This window comes from uncultured Parabacteroides sp., assembly GCF_905196875.1.
In the GTDB taxonomy this organism is placed as follows: Bacteria; Bacteroidota; Bacteroidia; order Bacteroidales; family Tannerellaceae; genus Parabacteroides.
This window is the reverse complement of the sequence record NZ_CAJJWO010000092.1, coordinates 1-18,702: the sequence shown is the minus strand read 5'-3', so window position 1 is coordinate 18,702 and position 18,702 is coordinate 1. Positions and strand designations below refer to the sequence as shown.

Annotated in this window: 12 protein-coding genes; 5 read left to right on the top strand and 7 right to left on the bottom strand. The window is 44.5% G+C overall.

Translation table 11 applies throughout. The features are described 5' to 3' along the window. Positions 1-2,985, top strand: a 2,985-nt coding sequence (locus QZ076_RS19940) for an efflux RND transporter permease subunit (RefSeq protein ID WP_293716635.1), incomplete at its 5' end; no start/stop codon positions are given. A gap of 205 nt (positions 2,986-3,190) precedes the next feature. Next, the gene (locus QZ076_RS19935) at positions 3,191-4,480 is read left to right on the top strand and encodes a TolC family protein (RefSeq protein WP_293716633.1); all 1,290 of its coding nucleotides are present in this window, start codon (positions 3,191-3,193) and stop codon (positions 4,478-4,480) included. Between the two features lie 100 nt (positions 4,481-4,580). On the opposite strand, the gene QZ076_RS19930 is transcribed toward QZ076_RS19935, so the two are convergent. After that, positions 4,581-5,033, bottom strand: a complete 453-nt coding sequence (locus tag QZ076_RS19930; RefSeq protein WP_293716631.1) for a YhcH/YjgK/YiaL family protein — start codon at positions 5,031-5,033, stop codon at positions 4,581-4,583. Positions 5,034-5,240: 207 nt separating this feature from the next. On the opposite strand from QZ076_RS19930, the gene QZ076_RS19925 reads away from it, so the two are divergent. Genes QZ076_RS19925 through QZ076_RS19915 form a run of 3 tightly spaced genes read left to right on the top strand, consistent with a single transcriptional unit; the run spans position 5,241 to position 8,346 of the window. Then, positions 5,241-7,451 (top strand): heavy metal translocating P-type ATPase, encoded by a 2,211-nt coding sequence (locus QZ076_RS19925; protein WP_293716629.1) that lies wholly within the window; start codon positions 5,241-5,243, stop codon positions 7,449-7,451. A gap of 20 nt (positions 7,452-7,471) precedes the next feature. Continuing rightward, positions 7,472-7,678, top strand: coding sequence for a heavy metal transport/detoxification protein (locus QZ076_RS19920; protein WP_293716627.1), 207 nt, complete (start codon positions 7,472-7,474; stop codon positions 7,676-7,678). An 8-nt stretch (positions 7,679-7,686) separates the two neighbouring features. Beyond that, positions 7,687-8,346, top strand: a complete 660-nt coding sequence (locus QZ076_RS19915) for a hemolysin III family protein (RefSeq protein ID WP_293716625.1) — start codon at positions 7,687-7,689, stop codon at positions 8,344-8,346. 76 nt (positions 8,347-8,422) lie between these two features. Here QZ076_RS19915 and QZ076_RS19910 read toward each other — a convergent pair whose 3' ends face one another. The 6 genes from QZ076_RS19910 to QZ076_RS19885 all read right to left on the bottom strand — a co-directional run. Then, entirely contained in the window at positions 8,423-10,042 is a 1,620-nt protein-coding gene (locus QZ076_RS19910; RefSeq protein WP_293716623.1) for a RagB/SusD family nutrient uptake outer membrane protein, read from the bottom strand. 44 nt (positions 10,043-10,086) lie between these two features. Continuing rightward, the gene (locus QZ076_RS19905) at positions 10,087-13,173 is read right to left on the bottom strand and encodes a TonB-dependent receptor (protein WP_293716621.1); all 3,087 of its coding nucleotides are present in this window, start codon (positions 13,171-13,173) and stop codon (positions 10,087-10,089) included. Between the two features lie 705 nt (positions 13,174-13,878). Then, a complete protein-coding gene (locus tag QZ076_RS19900) occupies positions 13,879-15,198 on the bottom strand; it encodes a TldD/PmbA family protein (RefSeq protein WP_293716619.1) in 1,320 nt (439 codons plus the stop codon). Between the two features lies 1 nt (position 15,199). Next, positions 15,200-16,732, bottom strand: a complete 1,533-nt coding sequence (locus tag QZ076_RS19895; protein WP_293716618.1) for a metallopeptidase TldD-related protein — start codon at positions 16,730-16,732, stop codon at positions 15,200-15,202. 6 nt (positions 16,733-16,738) lie between these two features. Continuing rightward, entirely contained in the window at positions 16,739-17,980 is a 1,242-nt protein-coding gene (locus QZ076_RS19890) for an anaerobic sulfatase-maturation protein (protein ID WP_293716617.1), read from the bottom strand. Between the two features lie 96 nt (positions 17,981-18,076). After that, positions 18,077-18,702, bottom strand: a 626-nt coding sequence (locus QZ076_RS19885; RefSeq protein WP_293716615.1) for an N-acetylmuramoyl-L-alanine amidase, incomplete at its 5' end; no start/stop codon positions are given.

Below are 18,702 nucleotides of genomic sequence, written 5' to 3'. Positions count from 1 at the left end.
GGATTGGTAAAGATGCCTAAACAGGAGTTTCCTGAATTTACGATCCGACAGGGCGTTGTGGTAGGCGTATATCCTGGTGCCACTTCTTCCGGGGTGGAAGAACAGCTGGCCAAACCGCTTGAACGGTATCTCTTTACTTTTAAAGAGGTGAAGAAGAAAAAGACTTATTCCATATCGAGAGACGGCCTGGTGTATGTGATGGTCGAGTTGAACGATGATGTCAACAATAAGGACGAAGTCTGGTCGAAGATCAAACTGGGGTTACAGAACTTCAAGTCGCAACTGCCGGTCGGTGTATTGGCTCTTATCGCTAACGATGATTTCGGCGATACATCCGCCCTGCTGATCACTTTGGAGTCGGAAGATAAAACTTACCGTGAACTGGAGAAGTATCTGGAGACGTTGGAAGATCGTCTTCGCCGTATCGAATCCGTATCCAATCTCCGTCGTTACGGAGTGCTGAACGAGCAGATCGGAGTTTATCCGGATAAAGATAAGATGACAGCTTACGGACTCGATAGCAGGGTATTGCTGACAACTCTGTTTACCCAGGGGTTCACTACCTCCGGTGGAACAGTAAAAGGTGAGTCGCTCGATATCCCTCTTCATTTTTCCGTATCTTACCCTTCGGAAAAAGAGATCGGCGAACAGATCATTTACTCGGATAACAGAGGAAACATGATCCGCCTGAAAGATATCGCCCGGATCGTTCGCGAATATCCTGAACCGGATAGTTACATTACCAATAACGGAAAGAAAGCGATCATTCTCTCCATGGAGATGAGGGAAGGAAATAATATTGTGGAATACGGCAGACAGGTAGACGAAGTGCTGGATGCTTTCCAGAAGGAGTTGCCCGACAGTGTTTCCATCCGTAGGATCGCCGATCAGCCGAAGGTCGTGAACGAGTCGGTAACTTCTTTTATACGCGACCTTTTCGTTTCGATCGTCATTGTAATTCTGGTTATGATGATCCTGTTCCCTTTCCGCTCGGCTGTTGTAGCGGCGACCTCCATTCCGATCAGTATCTTTATATCGATAGGAGTGATGTATGTTTCCGGCATTCCGCTGAATACGGTTACGCTGGCAGCCCTGATCGTCGTGTTGGGTATGATCGTGGATAACTCTATCATAGTGATCGACGCTTATCTCGAGAAACTGGATCAGGGAATGTCTCGCTGGAACGCCGCCATCTCCAGTGCTAAAGATTATTTTGCATCTATTTTCCTGGCAACACTTTGTATCTGTATCATTTTCTACCCTCTGTTGTTCACCATGACGGGGCAGATGCATGATTTCATTGAGTATTTCCCCTGGACGATCACGATCTCGCTGATGGTCTCGCTTGTCATAGCCATGGTCTTTATCCCGTTGCTCGAGTATGCCATGATAAAGAAAGGCTTGCATCGACGGAAGGAAAAAGAAACCAAACCGGCCTTTAACCTATTGGATATAGTACAGTCCGTTTATGAGAAAACATTGAAATGGACATTCCGCTTTCCAAAGACAACGATCGGGATAGGCGTACTTTCCATCCTGCTTGCCTTATTGATGATGAGCCGGCTGGATCAGCGTATGATGCCTGTCGCCGACCGTGATCAGTTTGCCGTAGAAATCTATCTGCCGCAGGGAACGCCTTTGCATCGTACGGCAGAGGTTTGCGACAGCCTTTACGCTATTATGAAGCAAGACGAACGTATCCTGTCTGTGACCTCTTTTGTCGGTATGGCATCACCGCGTTTCCAGGCGACATACGCACCTAATCTGGCAGGAAAGAATTATGCACAATTCATAGTCAATGCAACTTCCACCAAGGCTACGGAGGAAGTCCTGAACGATTATACCGATCGTTATGCCGATTATTTCCCGAACGCTTATGTCAAGTTCAAGCAGTTAGATTACCAGATAGCCTCTTCTCCTCTGGAAATCCGTTTCTCCGGCGAAGATATCGCTTTATTGAAACAGGCCGCCGATTCGATGATGGAAGCTTTGCGAGGTATAGACGAACTGGAATGGATACACACCAACTACGAAGAAATGCAACCCGAAATACGTGTGAAACTCGATCCGGTAGAAGCCTCCCGCCTCGGAATTACCAAGGCAATGGCTGCTGCTGATATGGCTATCCGTTACGACGGTCTCTCTGTCGGCTCCGTCTGGGAAGGCGATTACGAGTTGCCCGTCCACCTGAAAGCTGACAAAAAGAGTGATAAGCAACCGTTCAACCAGGTAGAAGACGAGTACATTCCGACAGCTGTTCCAGGGGTAAGCGTCCCTCTGCGACAAGTCTCGACGGTAGAAGCCGGATGGAACGAAGGGCAGATCGTGAGACGTAACGGTGTCCGTACGATCAGTGTCATGGCACAGATGAAGCGGGGATATACGGAAAACAGCATACAGAAAAAGATTGGGAAATTGGTTGAAGCCAGGATCGAACCATCGCTTCCTGTGGGCGTCTCCCTGGAATATGGAGGGGCAAAAGAGGCGGATCAGGAAATCATCGACCCCCTGCTGCGTGGTTTGCTGATCGCGGTGGTGATCATCTTCTTCTTCCTTCTGTTCAATTTCAAGAAGATCGGTTTGGCACTGGCCGCTTTGTCTTCTTTGTTGCTTTGCCTGTTCGGGGCCTCTTTCGGGTTATGGATATCGGACATCGCATTCAGTGTTACTTGTGTCTTGGGAGTAATCAGCCTGATGGGTATTATTGTCCGCAATGCGATCATCATGTTCGAGCATGCCCAGGATCTGAGGATCAATCACCATTTCACTCCGAAGGATGCCGCTTTCGATGCGGGAAAACGTCGTATGCTCCCCATCTTCCTGACTTCGGCAACGACGGCGGTAGGAGTAGTCCCGATGATTATCAGTCAAAGTTCCCTGTGGATGCCGATGGGTGTCGTGATCTGTGCAGGAACTGTTTTCGCAATGATACTGGTCGTAACCATCCTGCCGGTATTTTACTGGAAGATATTCGGCAACAACTAATCCGAAATAGCCTGATAACTAATTGCTAAGTGCTTATATTTTAATAAAAATGTCCCTATGTTTTTTCTTTTTGAGCTAGCTTCAATTTAATTTTTAGCATGGTCGAAATTAATTTTGAGCCAGGGCGAAATTGATTTTGAGCTAGCTCAAAAGAATAAGAAGTAGGGAGAAAAATAATAAGATGTCATTACAAAAAGAATAAAATATGCAGAGAAAAGAGATAAGATATAGGATACCGGTTGTAGCTTGTTTATTGTCATTGTTCCTTGTAGTAGCGAATGCGCAACAGCTTCTTACGCTGGAAGATTGCAGCAGGTTGGCATTGGATAATAATGCGCGGATGAAGAATGCCCGCCTCGATCTGGAAGGTTCGAAAGAGAGCCGTAAAGAGGCGTTTACCAAATACTTCCCTTCCGTCAGTGCAACGGGAGGTGCTTTTGCTTCCGACAATGGAATAGCGGAAATGGTCCTGATGCCCGGACTGGAAATGACTGTTGGGAAAAACGGCGTAATGGGAGGTGTGACTGCCATCCAACCTGTTTTTGCCGGCGGACAGATATGGAACAGTAACAAATTGGCTGCACTGGCTGTAGAAGTAAGCCGTTGCCGGATGAAACAGTCGGAAGATGAAGTTCTGTTGACGGTCGAGCAATATTACTGGCAAAATATCTCGTTGCAGGAGAAGATGAAGACGATCGGGATTATGGAAACATTGGTCGGTAACCTGTATAAGGATGTGGAGACATCGGTGAAAGCCGGCGTTGCCAACCGGAATGAACTGCTTCAGGTTCAACTGAAAAGGAACAGTGTCGCCAGCGATCGCCTGAAGGTAGAAAATAATCTACGCTTGTCGAAAATGGTATTGGCACAGTATATCGGTCTGCCGGAAGATGATTTCCTGATCCGGTCCAGTCTGCAGGAATCGTTGCCGTTGCCGGAAACTTACCGGGTCGATCCGATAGCGGCTCTTCCTAATACCGTAGGTTATAAATTACTGGATAAACAGGTGGAAGCAAGCCGCCTGCAATATAAACTGGAAGTGGGCCGGAATCTTCCCGCGTTGGGTATAGGAGCCGGTTATATGTACCATAATATTCTCGATACCGATCATTCTTTCGGAATGATCTTTGCAACGGTAAGCATTCCGGTTACCGATTGGTGGGGAGGTTCGCATGCTATCAGGAAACAGAAGCTACAGTTGAAGGCGGTTGAATATACCCGTCAGGATTCTAATGAAAAATTACTTTTGCAAATGCAGAAACTGTGGAATGAGTTGGAAGAATCTTATAAGCAGGTCAAACTCTCGGAGGAATCAATCGCTACGGCAGAGGAGAATGTCCGCCTCAGTACCGCTTATTATCAGGCGGGAACTGAAACGCTGAGCGATTTGCTGGATGCACAGTCGTTGATGCAGCAGAGCCGCGACCAGTATACGGAAGATTATATGAATTACCAGATCAAACGTACACAGTATTTACAGGCGACGGGGCAATAGGACGGGGAGTTATTGTTTTTGCAAAAACAAGCCGGTATTTTCCGAATAAAGATCGATCCGATCGTTAAGGAAAATACTGGCTTTGTCGTATCTGGCAATATTATTCTTCTACCTGCACTTTTACGATCACTTTGCGGATACTTCCTTCTCCGATGCCGGGTGCATGGCCGTCTTCGGGGAAATAAACGGCAAACTGTCCCGGATAGATCTTCGTATAGGCCGTAGGACGGTCCACATAGAAAGCAATATCTTTCTCTTCATCGTAAGGAATGGAAACTTCCAGCAATTCACAACCGGGCTTCCATCCGATCTTTTCTACTCCCAGCAAAGGTAGTTGTATATCGATATACTTTTTATGTGTTTCGATGGCAGCCTCTTTTTTGTCTTTACCGAACAGGGTTACAACGCTCACGAACAAACGTGTTCCATCCAGTTCATACTTTCCGTCCTCCATCTTGGAGAAATCCGTTTCTTTTATGTAATCGAATGCTTTTTTGAATAAGGGGTGCAAGCGTTCTACCTTTTCTGTGTTGTTTAAGGAATCAAGTATCATACGTATTCGTTTTTAATTCATTCGTTAATTATAGTGTGACAAAGATCGTATATCCGAATGTTAAATAATAGGACAAATATACCAAATAAATCTATTTATTTAGTACATATCTTAAAGGGCTGGTTTGAAAATCCGCAACTTTGTTGCAACTGTTTTATTCGTATCTTTGTTCTTCATTTAAGAGTCAGTATTTAAACATAAGACATAATGAAAGAGGTAGAAAGTAAGGTATTACCTGTACTTGAGATGAGTTGTGCAGTTTGTGCCAACAATGTGGAGAGTACCGTTAAAGCCCTTCAGGGAGTAGAAGAGGCTTCCGTCAATTTCGCAGCGAACACTTTATCAGTTAAATATCATCCGTCCGTTATTACTTTACAGAAGATGCAGGAGGCTGTACGGGCTGCGGGATACGATTTAATTATTGAGTCGGAAGATCCGTTAGCCGAGCAGGAAGAGATGTCTCGCAAGCATTATAAGAGGTTGAAACGTAATACGATAGGCGCATGGGTGTTATCTGTTCCTTTAGCATTGCTGGGAATGGTATTTATGCATATGCCGTATGCCAATTGGATTATGATGGTGCTGGCATTGGCTATTATGTTGTTGTTCGGACGATCGTTCTATGTAAGCGGTGCACGCCATGCTATTCAGGGAAAAGCCAATATGGATACATTGGTCGCTCTAAGTACATCTATCGCATTTATATTCAGTTTCTTCAATACTGTGTATCCTCGGTTCTGGTATGAGCGGGGTCTGGAACCGCATGTTTATTATGAGGCTTCCGGTGTAATTATAGCGTTTGTCCTGTTGGGCAAACTGATGGAGGAACGCGCTAAGAACAGTACATCTTCCGCTATTAAAGGATTGATGGGGTTGCAACCCAAGACAGCTCGCCGGATTATAGACGGAAAGGAGGAGGAAGTTCCTATCTCTTCTTTGCAGAGAGGAAATGTGTTGAGTGTACGTCCCGGCGAAAAGATTCCGGTGGACGGACTCTTGTTGCAAGGTTCATCTTCTGTAGACGAAAGCATGCTGAGCGGCGAACCTATTCCGGTGGAGAAGTCCGTCGGCGACCGTGTACTGGCCGGGACGATCAATCAGAAAGGAGCTTTTACGATGGAAGCTACCGGTGTCGGAAATGATACTATGCTGGCGCAGATCGTACAGATGGTGCAGGCTGCACAGGGAAGTAAGGCCCCCGTACAGCGTATAGTTGACAAAATAAGTGGTATATTTGTTCCGGTCGTCGTGATCCTTTCCGTTATCACGTTCGTGTGTTGGATGGTGATCGGGGGAAGCAGTTATTTCTCTTATGCCTTACTGTCGGCTGTCTCTGTTCTGGTTATTGCCTGTCCGTGTGCTTTAGGCCTGGCTACGCCTACCGCTTTGATGGTGGGAATGGGTAAAGGTGCGGAAAGGCATATTCTGATAAAGGATGCGTTTGCTTTGGAGAATCTTTGTAAAGTGGATACGATCGTATTGGATAAGACCGGAACGTTAACAGAGGGAGTTCCCGTAGTGACGGAGTCTTGTTGGCTCACGGAATCGAATGTCTGCTATCTGGATATCTTGTATACGGCTGAACTGAAGTCGGAACATCCGTTGGCTTCTGCTATTATCCGTTGGCTGGAAGATTCGGGTGCTTCCGTTTGCGAAGCCCGAAATTTTGAAAGTCTTACCGGCCGAGGTATTCGTATGGAAGTCGAAGGCATTACCTATTGGGTGGGAAGCCAGGGATTGCTGGAAATGTTCGGAGCCAAAATTCCCGAAAAGTCAATGACGCAGATCCTTCACTGGCAGGAAAATGGCCAGAGCGTCGTTTATTACGGGAAAGGGGATGAGCTGTTGGCTGCACTGGCTATTTCCGACCGTATTAAACCTACTTCGGCTGCTGCGGTAAAGGAGCTGACTGCAATGGGTATCGAAGTCCATCTGCTGACCGGAGACGGAATTAAAACGGCAGAAAGAGTAGCTCATTCTTTGGATATAAAGTATTTCAAGGCAGAAGTGATGCCTAACGATAAAGAAGAGTATATAATTGCTCTTCAGGAGCAGGGAAAGAAAGTGGCAATGGTTGGAGACGGTATTAACGACTCGCAGGCGCTGGCTCGTGCCGATGTGAGTATCGCGATGGGAAAAGGAACGGATATTGCTATGGATGTAGCTATGGTCACATTGATTACCTCCGATTTGTTACTGCTGCCTGAAGCAATTAAACTATCCAGACGGACTGTGCGCCTGATCCATCAGAACCTGTTTTGGGCATTCATATATAACCTGATAGGTATTCCGTTAGCTGCCGGAGTCTTGTTCCCGATAAACGGATTACTGTTAAACCCCATGCTGGCAAGTGCTGCAATGGCTTTCAGTTCCGTGTCTGTCGTTCTTAACAGTTTGAGATTAAAATTTATGAAGTAATACTTTAAACATATTGAATTATGGCAACAATGAAATTTAAAACAAATGCGAAATGTGGCGGCTGTGTGGCTGCTATCGGTGCGAAACTGAATAAACTGGTAAAGGAAGACGAATGGTCTATCGACCTGAAATCACCGGAAAAGGTATTGGAGGTAACTGCTGATGTTCCTGCGGGTATAGTTATTGCAGCAGTAACGGAAGCTGGCTTCAAGGCAGAACAACTGTAAAACTGGGAATGGTCAGGACCAGACAAAGACAAACCTATGGCGAGGAAGTCGCTAATGTACTGACTCACGGGGCAGGCATGACCTTCGGGATAGTTGCTATCATCCTATTATTGATAACCTCTGTCCGGAGTGGAAATCCCTGGGCTGTGGGTAGTTCGCTGGTTTATGCGCTTAGCATGACATCTTCCTACGTCACATCGACCTTTTATCATGCTTCTGCCAATGTACGGCAGAAAAGGCTGCTTCGGCGCCTCGATCACAGTGCTATTTATTTGCATATAGCAGGGACATATACGCCTTTTACATTGGTGGCGCTTCGGCAGGAAGGATATTGGGGATGGTCATTGTTTGCTATTGTCTGGATTGCAGCGGTAATAGGTATTGCGCTTAGTTTCCAAAAGATGAGAAAGACCGATCATTTAAAAACGGTCTGTTATCTGGCTATGGGATGGGTGGTTATTATTGCTTTTAAACCTTTGCTGGACGTTTGCCGGCGAACCGACTCGATGGATGTATTAAGTTGGCTGATCGCCGGAGGTATTTTTTACACGGTAGGCTGTATCTTTTATGCTTTGGATAAATATAAGTATATGCATCCTATCTGGCATTTCTTTGTCCTTGGTGGCAGCACTTGCCATTTCATTTCGGTTTATTTACTGGTTTCATAAAAAACTCATCCCTATTCTCGCGAACGGGGATGAGGCAATTAGTTTATATAATTGGTGTGTCTATGAGACTAATTATTTACCAACCAGGATTCTGTTGTTCCGCCATTTTAGGATTCGAAGATGTTTCAGACAAAGGGATAGGGAACACATATCTTCTGTCGTCATAAGAGAATCCGGCAGTTTTAAGGATCTCCGGATCTATAATGCCGGATCCAGGATTATAAGAGGCAGAGCTCATACTTCCCCAAGATGCTTTATCAGGCACACCTGCTTTTCCTTCGGAACTTTTTATAGCATACTTGTCATAAGTCAGGCGATGGATGTCAGGCCAACGTCTGCCTTCTCCCAGGAATTCGATACGACGTTCGTTCATGATTGCTTCCATCAGCTTATCGACATTTGCAAAAGAAGCTGTTGTGAATTGTTTTGCCGGATCGGTAACAGCGCGGTTACGAACAGCATTCAATAATTCTACTGCAGTTGAAGTGACGCCTTTTACACGGGCTTCAGCTTCCGCATAGTTTAATAGCACTTCCGCATAACGGATAACAGGAGTCCAGTCGTTCATAACCGTACCTGTACGGTATTTCCATGACCAATAAGCATCAATACCACCGTATTTGGCAACTTTCAGTAGCTGTTCTCTTCTTAAGTCTTCTGCCAGCCAGAAATCAGCATTCACAATAATGGGACTTACACAAACCAGGCTACGAACAGTACTGTAAAATTGGGAAAGAGAACCGTTATTCGTACAATTATCTAACACACTGTTTTCTATAGAGAACAGCGATTCGGTATTGCTGCTGTTATTGGCAAACGGACCTTCCGGCTGTTCAGTCAGTTGGCGACCGGCTATCGGATCTTTAAAAGGAGCAGAAGAACTTACGATCTTTGCTGATTCGGAAAGAACCTTATCCCATGCACCCATGTGCTGATAAACACGGGCTTTAAGGGCGATAGCTGCTGTTTTTGTGGCACGCGATATTGTGTTAGGACTCTCGCGTAATTTGGCGATATCAGCACTTGTTGCAGCCAGATTGGCTTCTGCAAAATCGAGATCCTGAAGAATCTGGTCGTATGTCTCTTTAACCGTTTTTCTTCCGGCACTTTTAGCTTCTTCAACTTTGTCGATAGAGTTGATAGGAACTATACTTACAGGAATGCCATAATGGGACGCATCCGGTGTCGCTGCATAAGGCATACAAAAGAAAACTAACATTTCATGAAATCCCAATGCACGCAGGAAGTGTAATTCACCCATAGCGTCTGCATATTTCTCCTGAGTGATAACACCATTTGCCAGAGCTGTTTCAAGTCCGTCTATTGTAATGTTGATTTTGTTGATCATCTGGTAGGTACATTCCCAATGCGCTTGCCCGTTAGGGGAGCTAACGCTGTAATCTCCGTTGTATGTCACAGCGAAAAAGGCCTGTACATTTACCATATCTTCTCCTTTCATATCTCCCTGCTGGGTAGAAGCAGCTCCGAACGGATAACCACGTCGTTGGTCATTTCCCGGATAATATCCGCTTTGGGCAGCATCGTAACAGCCAACAATTGCCAACTCACATCTTTTAGCCGTTTCAAATGCTACATTATAAGGTATGGAATCTTTTGGATCGAGATCGATAGCATCGCTTGTACAACCTGTCAGTATTCCAATTCCTAACATAAATGTTGCTATATACTTTTTCATATAAATTTCTCTTTAAATAGTTATTTCATCAATCTGAATTCACATTAAAAGCCTACGTTAAGACCAAAGATGAATGAACGCTGTTGCGGGTTTCCGTTCAGTTCAACTCCGGGTACAACTGTGTATCCTTCCGGATCAAGACCACTGTAGCTGGTAATTGTAAATAAGTTCTGTGCCTGTACGTATACTCTTAATTTTTCCAGCCATATTTTGGAACATATATTCTTAGGGATCGTATATCCGAGTGCCAGGTTTTGCAGTTTGAGGAATTTGCCATCTTCTACCCAACGGGAAGAACCGTCGGAAGTCTGGTTTATAAAGCTGCTTTTCCCATAATACAATTTAGGAACCTGTCCATCACCTGGATTTTCCTTACTTTGCCAACGACCCAGAATTTCTGTGCTGTTGTTTACGAATCCCTGGTCGAGCATATCCCTGCGGGTTACGTTGGCAACTTTATTACCGCCGGAGAAGCGGAAGAAAATGTTCAGGTCGAAATTCTTCCAATATACTGTATTATCCCAACCGCCGAACCAGGTAGGAATAGAGTTGCCTAGAATTATCTTATCATCTTGTGTCAGGGTACTTTGTTCTGAAAGATCTTCCGGATTAGATGGATTGTATATATAATATTTGCTGTTTTTAGGATCACCCTGTATCAGTGTTCCGTCAGCCTTTTTATACATCGGATTACCATTCTTTTTATTTACTCCCTGATAATCAAATCCCCACAAAGCATTGATGCTTTCACCTTCTCTCAATACATAATGTTCGTATGGGATTTCTTCAACTAGTGTGATCACTTTACTTTTCTGAGTGGAGAAGTTAAATGAAGTTCTCCATGTAAAGTCCTTGTTCTGTATAACATTACCACCTACTTCCAATTCGATACCTTTGTTCTCGATTCTTCCATAGTTCTGTGAAATCTTATTCCATGGAATTCCCAAAGACGGAGGAGTCGGTACATCCAGTACAATATCGCTATTATCTTTTTTCCAGTAGGCAAAAACCAGGTTGAAGCGGCTGTTAAGGAAGGCCATGTCGAAACCTATATCCGTGATTTTTTGTGTTTCCCATTTCAGATTCTTGTTTCCTGCCTGATCGTATGCAATACCTGGTTGATCTCCGTATTTCTGGCCGATGAAGAAATCTTCATACAAAAAGTCTCCCGACAAACGGTCGTTTCCGACTTCGGCAAAACTACCGCGAATACGGAAATCGTTAATATAATCATTGATTGGAGCATCTTTCCAGAAATTCAGATTAGAGACTCTTAATGCACCTGACAAACCGAAGAATGTACCCCAACGATTGTCTTTATGCAAACTGGAAATACCATCCCAACGAACCGAACCGCCTACATAAATCAAACTGTTGTAGTTATAATTGGCACGGATAATGTAAGAAGCTAACCCGTTTGTTGTCCAGCTTCCGCTTGAACTTTGGGTAACATAAGTGCTTCCGATAAGCTCGTCAACAAAGAACGGGTCAGAAAATTCGCGTCCGCCTGCGGTGATACGGTTATAGGTATAATTGGTCCATTCGGCAACAGCTGTTCCATTAATGTTATGTTTACCAAAGGATTTGTCGAATGTAAGGAAATTCTGGAAATTCCAGCGCTGACGTTTCATTGAGCTTCTGTTGACCAACCCTTTGTATCCGTAACCGTCACCGGATTCAGGATTCCATACATATGTGTCTTCTATCAAGCTGATATCAGCACCAACCAATGAGCGGAAGGTAAGCCAGCTTGTAGGACGAATATCGATATTGGCAGTAGGTAACAAGCGCCATGATGTGTTCTTTTGTTTGTTGTTTTCAAGTACCCACACAATGTTCGGGATTGTATTTTCAATGGTACGTAAGTTAGCACCTTTCCCTAATGATTTTCTGTCGCTGGCTTCAATGTTGTAACCTGTCGGATCGTCCGGGTTATATACTTCAACGTTAGGTAACATACGGGAAGATGCGTACATGTTATCACTTATTGAACTGGTGCCTTTAACAGGGCCTGTATTGTTCTGAGCGGAAGCATTTAAAGAAAAACCAGCTGAAACGTAATCTTTTAGGAATTTGTGCTCTGCTTTGCCATAGAAGGTATAACGGTCGTAACTGTTATTGATCACTAAACCTTTTTGACTGGTATATCCGGCGGATGTAAAATACTGGGTCTTATTCGAAGCACCGGAGATAGAAACCGAATGACTTTGCTGGAAACCTGTTCTGAACGTATGGTCGTACCAGTTCGTGTCTGTACCTTTATTGTCCATAAAAGCTTGCGGTTTTCCATCCATGTTTGCATATTTTTCATTTGCGATGGTCACAAACTCCTGTGCATTGAGCAAATCATATAATTTGGCAGCCTTGGAAACTCCAAACCATGTGTCGTAGGTGATTTTGGCACTTCCTTGTTTTCCTTGTTTGGTAGTGATCAAAACGACACCGTTGGCGGCACGGGAACCATAAATAGCTGTAGCTGCTCCATCCTTCAGGACTTCCATTGATTCAATATCCGACGGATTAATATCGGCCAAAGCATTGTTGTTTGAATATGAATAACCTAAGTTTCCGGAAGTAACAGGCACTCCGTTGATTACATAAAGAGGAGAGGTGGAAGAAGAAATAGTTCCTACACCACGAATAATGATACGGGGAGGAGAGGTTACGTCACCGCTACCTGATATAACCTGTACACCTGCTGCACGTCCGGCCATCTGTTGCATAAAGCTCGGGGATGCTTTGTCTGCAAGTTCGTCTCCTTTAATTTGAGAGATGGAACTGGTTACATCTTTTTTACGTTGTGTACCATAACCAACTACCACAATTTCGTCCAGATTTTGTGTGTCTGTTGCGAGAGTTACATGTATTTTGGGTTGAACGGCAACCTCCTGTGGTACCATACCCAGATAGGAAAATACAAGTGTTTTTGCTGTGGTCGGGACATTCAGATCGAAAAGACCTTCATGATCTGTAACTGTACCTAATGAGGTACCTTTCACCATCACTGTAGCTCCGGCTATAGGGTCGCTATCATCGGCAGAGGTAACAAGACCTGTTACTCTGGTTGTTTGTGCGGAAACTAGCCCTATGCCTATAAACAGGCAAATAAAAAGATAGATGATTCTTTTCATAAAACATTTTGTTTACATTAATATTAATACTTGGTTAGCAAGGCACTAAATAATTATTCTCACCTGTCTCTGTCTGGTTTGTAATAACGTCGTTTGTTCTGCATAGTTCGAACACTCTTTTAAGGTAAAACAATAAATATAAAATCTCTATTTTCTATAGACCATAGTCTTATCAGAACTATGGTTTTTACACAGAGATATATGATGCGATAAAACGAGTCGGAATATATTTACACCTTATTATATTATAATTAACGCATGTGCTGTGTTCGAAAACAGCAGATAGTTTACTTCTAAATACTATAAATCAATCAATAAACAGAATATTTTTTGCCTGATTTATTGGTTATATTAATAAAATTTATTTATGTTTGCACTATAGAGGAAGTTGATCACAACAAAAAACATGACAGCAAGATTTGTTAACTTATAAAATAGTCCATTAATCTAGTAAAAAGAGAGTCATATTATTCTTTATCTGATAAGCACAAGAAACTCAGGATACACCGGCATTTTTAGTTTACATTACACAAATCAATAAAAGAAGTCATTATCAGTTGTTTAAAGGAGGATGAGTTTACCGGCTATACAAAAAACCATAGTTCTGATAAGACTTATGCCGTTTTCTTAAGTTTGGAGAGGACAAAAAAATAGCCCGGGGATAACATCCCTGGGCTTTAAATCTTATGTATTTTATATTAATGTTTACAATCCGCTGAAATCAACCCCATCGAACAGAAGCGAAGGGATACGCCAGCTGGAGAAGAGGCGGGGATCGTTTCCTGTTTCTACCAGATTGCTCCATAAGGAGATCATATTTCCTGTTACATTCATTTCTGAAATAGGCTGTGTCAGTTTACCTTTTTCAATCAGGAAGCCTTCTACGCCGTAAGAGAAATCTCCTGTCGTACTGTTACAGTTACCTCCGTTGAAGCCTGTTATCAGGATCCCTTTGTCCACGGAAGCGATCAGACCGTCGGTATCTTTGTTCCCCATTTGCATAGTCAGGATGGAAGGAGAGGCGATAGTCGGTTTTACTTCCATTTTATTGGCGGAATAGGTATCGATATAATACGTTTTCAATACGCCATTCTCGAATACCGGCAAACGTCGGGTCGCAACACCTTCACCGTCGAAATAACGGGCACCGGAGGCTTTAGGCATGTGCGGTTCGTCTATCAGTGTCAGTTTATCGCCTAACACTTTCTGATCCAGCTTATCCAGGAGGAAAGAGTTTTTCTGTTGGATGGAAGAACCGTATAAAGCGTCGAGTACCGGAGATAAAAGGCGACCGGAATTCATATTATCTACAACCATCTGATATTTTCCGGAAGCGGCCTTCTTTTGTCCCAGTTTACGGAATACACGTTCAAGAGCCTGTTTTCCTAACCCTGTCTTGATCATCGTATCGTAATATAATGAAGAGTCATACCAGTATGATTCTGGGCGGGCATCCCCTTCACCACGAATGCTTACGCTGGCTACCAGGCTGAAAGAAGAGCCGCAAGCTTCCCCTTCGAAACCGTTGCTGGCTACCATATATTTGAAGTCTTTCTCGTCGCTGTAGGAAGAGTTGGCAGAAATGATACGATCGTCTTTTCCCATCATCTCGTCGCAGGTATTCATGGCAAGTGCCACTTTATCGTCCGGAAGGATCGAGTCGAATTTCGGATCGATCAGTTGCAGGTCGGCACCTCCTCCTTTATAATAAAGCGAGGCATCGGGCAATGTACGGGCTTTGTCTTCTGCCAGATAGCGGGTCGAGTCGATACCGTTGCGGATAAACTTTTCCAGTTCTTGTTTATCTAGGCGATTGGTAGAAAATGAGCCATAACGACCATCCACAAACAGATGGATCACCAGGCTGTTTTCGGATGCCTGTTGCAGGCGGTCTATTTTCATATCCCGTATTTCAAACGAACTGCTTGAACCATTGTACAGACTTACACGTGAGGCCTGGCAACCATTCTTCAAAGCGAACTCCATGGCCCATTGAGCCAGCTTCTTATTTTCGTTAGTTATCATATCAATTTTCTCCTCCTACTGTAAGTTTACTAACCAAAGCGGACGGCATACCGCAAGTCACCGGACAGGATTGTCCGTCTTTACCGCAAGTCCATGTGCCGTTATCCATTTTATAATTGTTTCCGACCATTGTAATGTCGGCCAACGCTTTCGGGCCGTTACCGATGATATTGATATCCTTGATCGGTTGCGTCAGTTTGCCGTTTTCGATCAGGTAACCGTCTTTTACGAAGAAAGTAAAATCGCCGGCACCGATCTGCACCTGTCCGTTGGTAAAGCTGGATGCATAGATTCCTTTCTTCACGGTCGAGATCATTTCTTCTTCCGTTACGTTTCCGGCCTCCATGTAAGTGGCACGCATACGGGGGATAGGCATCTGGCGGAAAGACTCACGGCGACCGTTCCCTGTCGAAGGAATGCCATAATGCCTGGCGCTGATACGGTCGTGCAGGTAACTTGTCAGGATACCTTCCTTCACGATATAGGTTTTCTGGCCTTCCACACCTTCGTCGTCGATGTTGACGGAGCCACGGTTGAATGGGATCGTTCCGTCGTCGACTACATTGATATGCTCATTACATACCTTCTTATTCAACTGATCGGAGAATATGGAGGTGTTTTTGCGGTTGAAGTCTGCTTCAAACGCATGCCCGATCGCTTCATGCAACAGGATACCCGATCCTCCGGCACCCATTACGACAGGCATTTCGCCGCCTTTGGGTTTTACGGCCTGGAATAGGATAGAGGTCTTCTCTACTGCTTCTTTGGCTATTTCACTGATAATATCGTCTGTCAAGAATTCGGCTCCCATGCGGAATGCACGTGAGGCGTACGAATTTTCAATCTTTCCATTATCTTCCATGATACAAACGGCTGCCAGTGTGACCATCGGGCGATAATCGTAATACATCTGTCCTTCCGAGTTGCAGAAAAGAATATGTGAAGTCGTATCTCCCAGGGAAGCCATTACTTTATGCACCCGCTTGTCGAGTGAAAAGATCTGGTCGTTCAGCTTTTGCAGATAAGGTGTTTTTTCCTTAACGGCAATTTCGTCCCACGGAGTCTGTACACCGTAGAAGTTGTTGACGATCGGTTCTTCAGTCAGTTTGGCCGGACCTTTCCCGGCGGCACCATTGGCGATACGTGCAGCCGTACGCGCAGCTTTCACCATCTCGTCCAACGAAATATTTTCCACATAGGCATAGCCCGTCTGATCTCCGGCCAGGACACGTACGCCCATTCCGAAGTCAATATTAGAAGAGGCACGGTTCACAGCACCGTCTTGTAGCCCTATATTGTTACGGTAAGAATGTTCAAAGAAAAGGTCGGCATAATCCCCGCCTTTCTCCAGTGCGGCAGTCAGCACTTTTTTCATATCACTCTCACTCAAACCAAAATGGTTTAGCGCAAATGAGATACCGGCAGCTTTGTCTTCAGGACTTCCGGCACAACCTCCTAAAAAAGAGGGAACCGCTATCGAACCAAGCATAACCATACCTCCTGTTTTAATAAAATCACGTCTGTTGTATTTCATTTTGTTTTATAAAGTCTCTTTGTTCTCTTTAGCCCATTCCATCACATTCGCGGGCGGACGCTGGGCCAGTAATTCCTTTTTCATAAAATCCATATAAGGAGCTACATGTTTAAAAAACTTCTTGTATCCTTTGCATAGATAGTTTAATCCCGGTTCGCCGCTGGCTGTATGCAGGAAGCGGTTTTTAGGACATTCGCCATTGCAAGCAAAAACATATTCGCACTCTTTGCATTGCGTGGGGAGTTTATCATATTTGTCGGCACCAAACTTCAGTTGGTTCTGACTATACATCATTTCTGTTAATGTCTGCGTATAGATATTCCCCAGTTTATATTCCGGGAATACGAAATGGTCGCAGGCATACAGGTCACCGTTGAATTCCATCACACCGGCATGGCCGCAGGTGCGTGCCAGCGTGCAGATACCCGGCTGTTCGCCAACCCAGTTGGCTAAGGTGGCATCGAATAGCTGGATATAATAGTTCCCTACATCTTCCTTCAGCCATTCGTCGAAAATGGCACAGAGGAAATCTCCCCATTTCCCGGAGTCGACAGAGAAGGGTGCCAGTTTGATATTGGCATCCTGCTGTTCCGGGGAGGTGAGCTTTGTCCCGTCCGTGTGTGTTCCCAGCCGTTCCACAATAGGGGCGAATTGGATATAATGACAATCCAAATCTTTGAAGAATTGATAAAATTCCAGCGGATAATCGACGTTATAGTCGTTAACCACAGCCATAGCGTTGTATTCGACCTGATGTTTCTTCAGTAGTTCGATCCCTTTCATCACCTTGAAGAAGGAGGGAAGTCCCTGGCGGTTACGGCGGTATTCGTCATGAAACTCCTGCGGGCCGTCTATCGAGACGCCTACGAGAAAGTTATTTTCTTTGAAGAAGCGGCACCACTCGTCTGTAAGCAAAGTCCCGTTTGTCTGGATGCAATTATCGATCTGCCGTCCGCGGCCATATTTCTTTTGAAGCTCGAGCGCCTTCTTATAAAAACTGATCGGACGCATCAATGTTTCCCCGCCGTGCCAGGTAAAAAGCACCTGCGGCATGGTCTGACATTCCAGATAATCTTTAATGAATTTCTCCAGCAATTGTTCGCTCATTATATGGTTCTTCACCTCCGGATACAGTTTCCCCTTCTCCAGGTAATAACAGTATTCGCAGGCCAGATTACAAACTGACCCTACCGGCTTCAACATCACATAAACGGGTTTTGCAAAAGGAGATATATAAGAATTATTCATGGTGTTTTAAAACGATTCGATGATTAATACACAAAGGTACAATTTCTCTGTGGAATTTTCAGCAATTTTCTCTTTGTAAATTCAATATCAACGATCTTATTTGAGCTTTTTTCTGTAACGTTTATAGTCTGTTACAAAACCTTCGCACAGCCAGTTGGCCAGAGCCTGGCGATTATCGCTGAGAATGAAACGCTTCTGGTCGAAACTGTTTTGTATGTTTCCCAGTTCAACAAAAACGGAAGGAGGGGTCGTTTTTCTTAAAACATACAATCCGCGTTGTCCGACTGTCCCTGTAAATCCGCGGCCCGGCTGATGCCTGTTGTATTTATGTTCGAAAGTCGACTTCATCGTTTTGGCCAGATGTTTACTCTCTGAGTTTTTATCCTGGTAATAGAAGAAAACATCCGTCTGATGACTTTTACTGCGACTGTCGATATGCATGAAAATAGCACGTTTGTAGAGCTCTTTATCTTTTTTAAACAACGAATTGATCTTTTCGCTTCGCTGTTCGAGGCGTCTCACCTGATTGAACGGAATCGGGTCGCCCATACAGGTTTCGCGTTTGCTGTTTGTCAGGAAACGGTCGTTGCGGATACCATCCCGCGCGTCCTGAATGATGATGTGTACTTTGGCACCCCGCATAAGCAGGTTACGTGCCAGGCGCAACATGACATCGTAAGCATATTCATCTTCGTGAAGTTCCACCTTTCCCATTTTACCGA

Excerpts from the sequence above, each read along its gene's own strand:
- QZ076_RS19920 (WP_293716627.1), top strand. The coding sequence starts at position 7,472 with ATGGCAACAATGAAATTTAAAACAAATGCGAAATGTGGCGGCTGTGTG.
- QZ076_RS19925 (WP_293716629.1), top strand. The coding sequence starts at position 5,241 with ATGAAAGAGGTAGAAAGTAAGGTATTACCTGTACTTGAGATGAGTTGT.
- QZ076_RS19935 (WP_293716633.1), top strand. The coding sequence starts at position 3,191 with ATGCAGAGAAAAGAGATAAGATATAGGATACCGGTTGTAGCTTGTTTA.
- QZ076_RS19905 (WP_293716621.1), bottom strand. The coding sequence starts at position 13,173 with ATGAAAAGAATCATCTATCTTTTTATTTGCCTGTTTATAGGCATAGGG.
- QZ076_RS19915 (WP_293716625.1), top strand. The coding sequence starts at position 7,687 with ATGGTCAGGACCAGACAAAGACAAACCTATGGCGAGGAAGTCGCTAAT.
- QZ076_RS19895 (WP_293716618.1), bottom strand. The coding sequence starts at position 16,732 with ATGAAATACAACAGACGTGATTTTATTAAAACAGGAGGTATGGTTATG.
- QZ076_RS19900 (WP_293716619.1), bottom strand. The coding sequence starts at position 15,198 with ATGATAACTAACGAAAATAAGAAGCTGGCTCAATGGGCCATGGAGTTC.
- QZ076_RS19910 (WP_293716623.1), bottom strand. The coding sequence starts at position 10,042 with ATGAAAAAGTATATAGCAACATTTATGTTAGGAATTGGAATACTGACA.
- QZ076_RS19890 (WP_293716617.1), bottom strand. The coding sequence starts at position 17,980 with ATGAATAATTCTTATATATCTCCTTTTGCAAAACCCGTTTATGTGATG.
- QZ076_RS19930 (WP_293716631.1), bottom strand. The coding sequence starts at position 5,033 with ATGATACTTGATTCCTTAAACAACACAGAAAAGGTAGAACGCTTGCAC.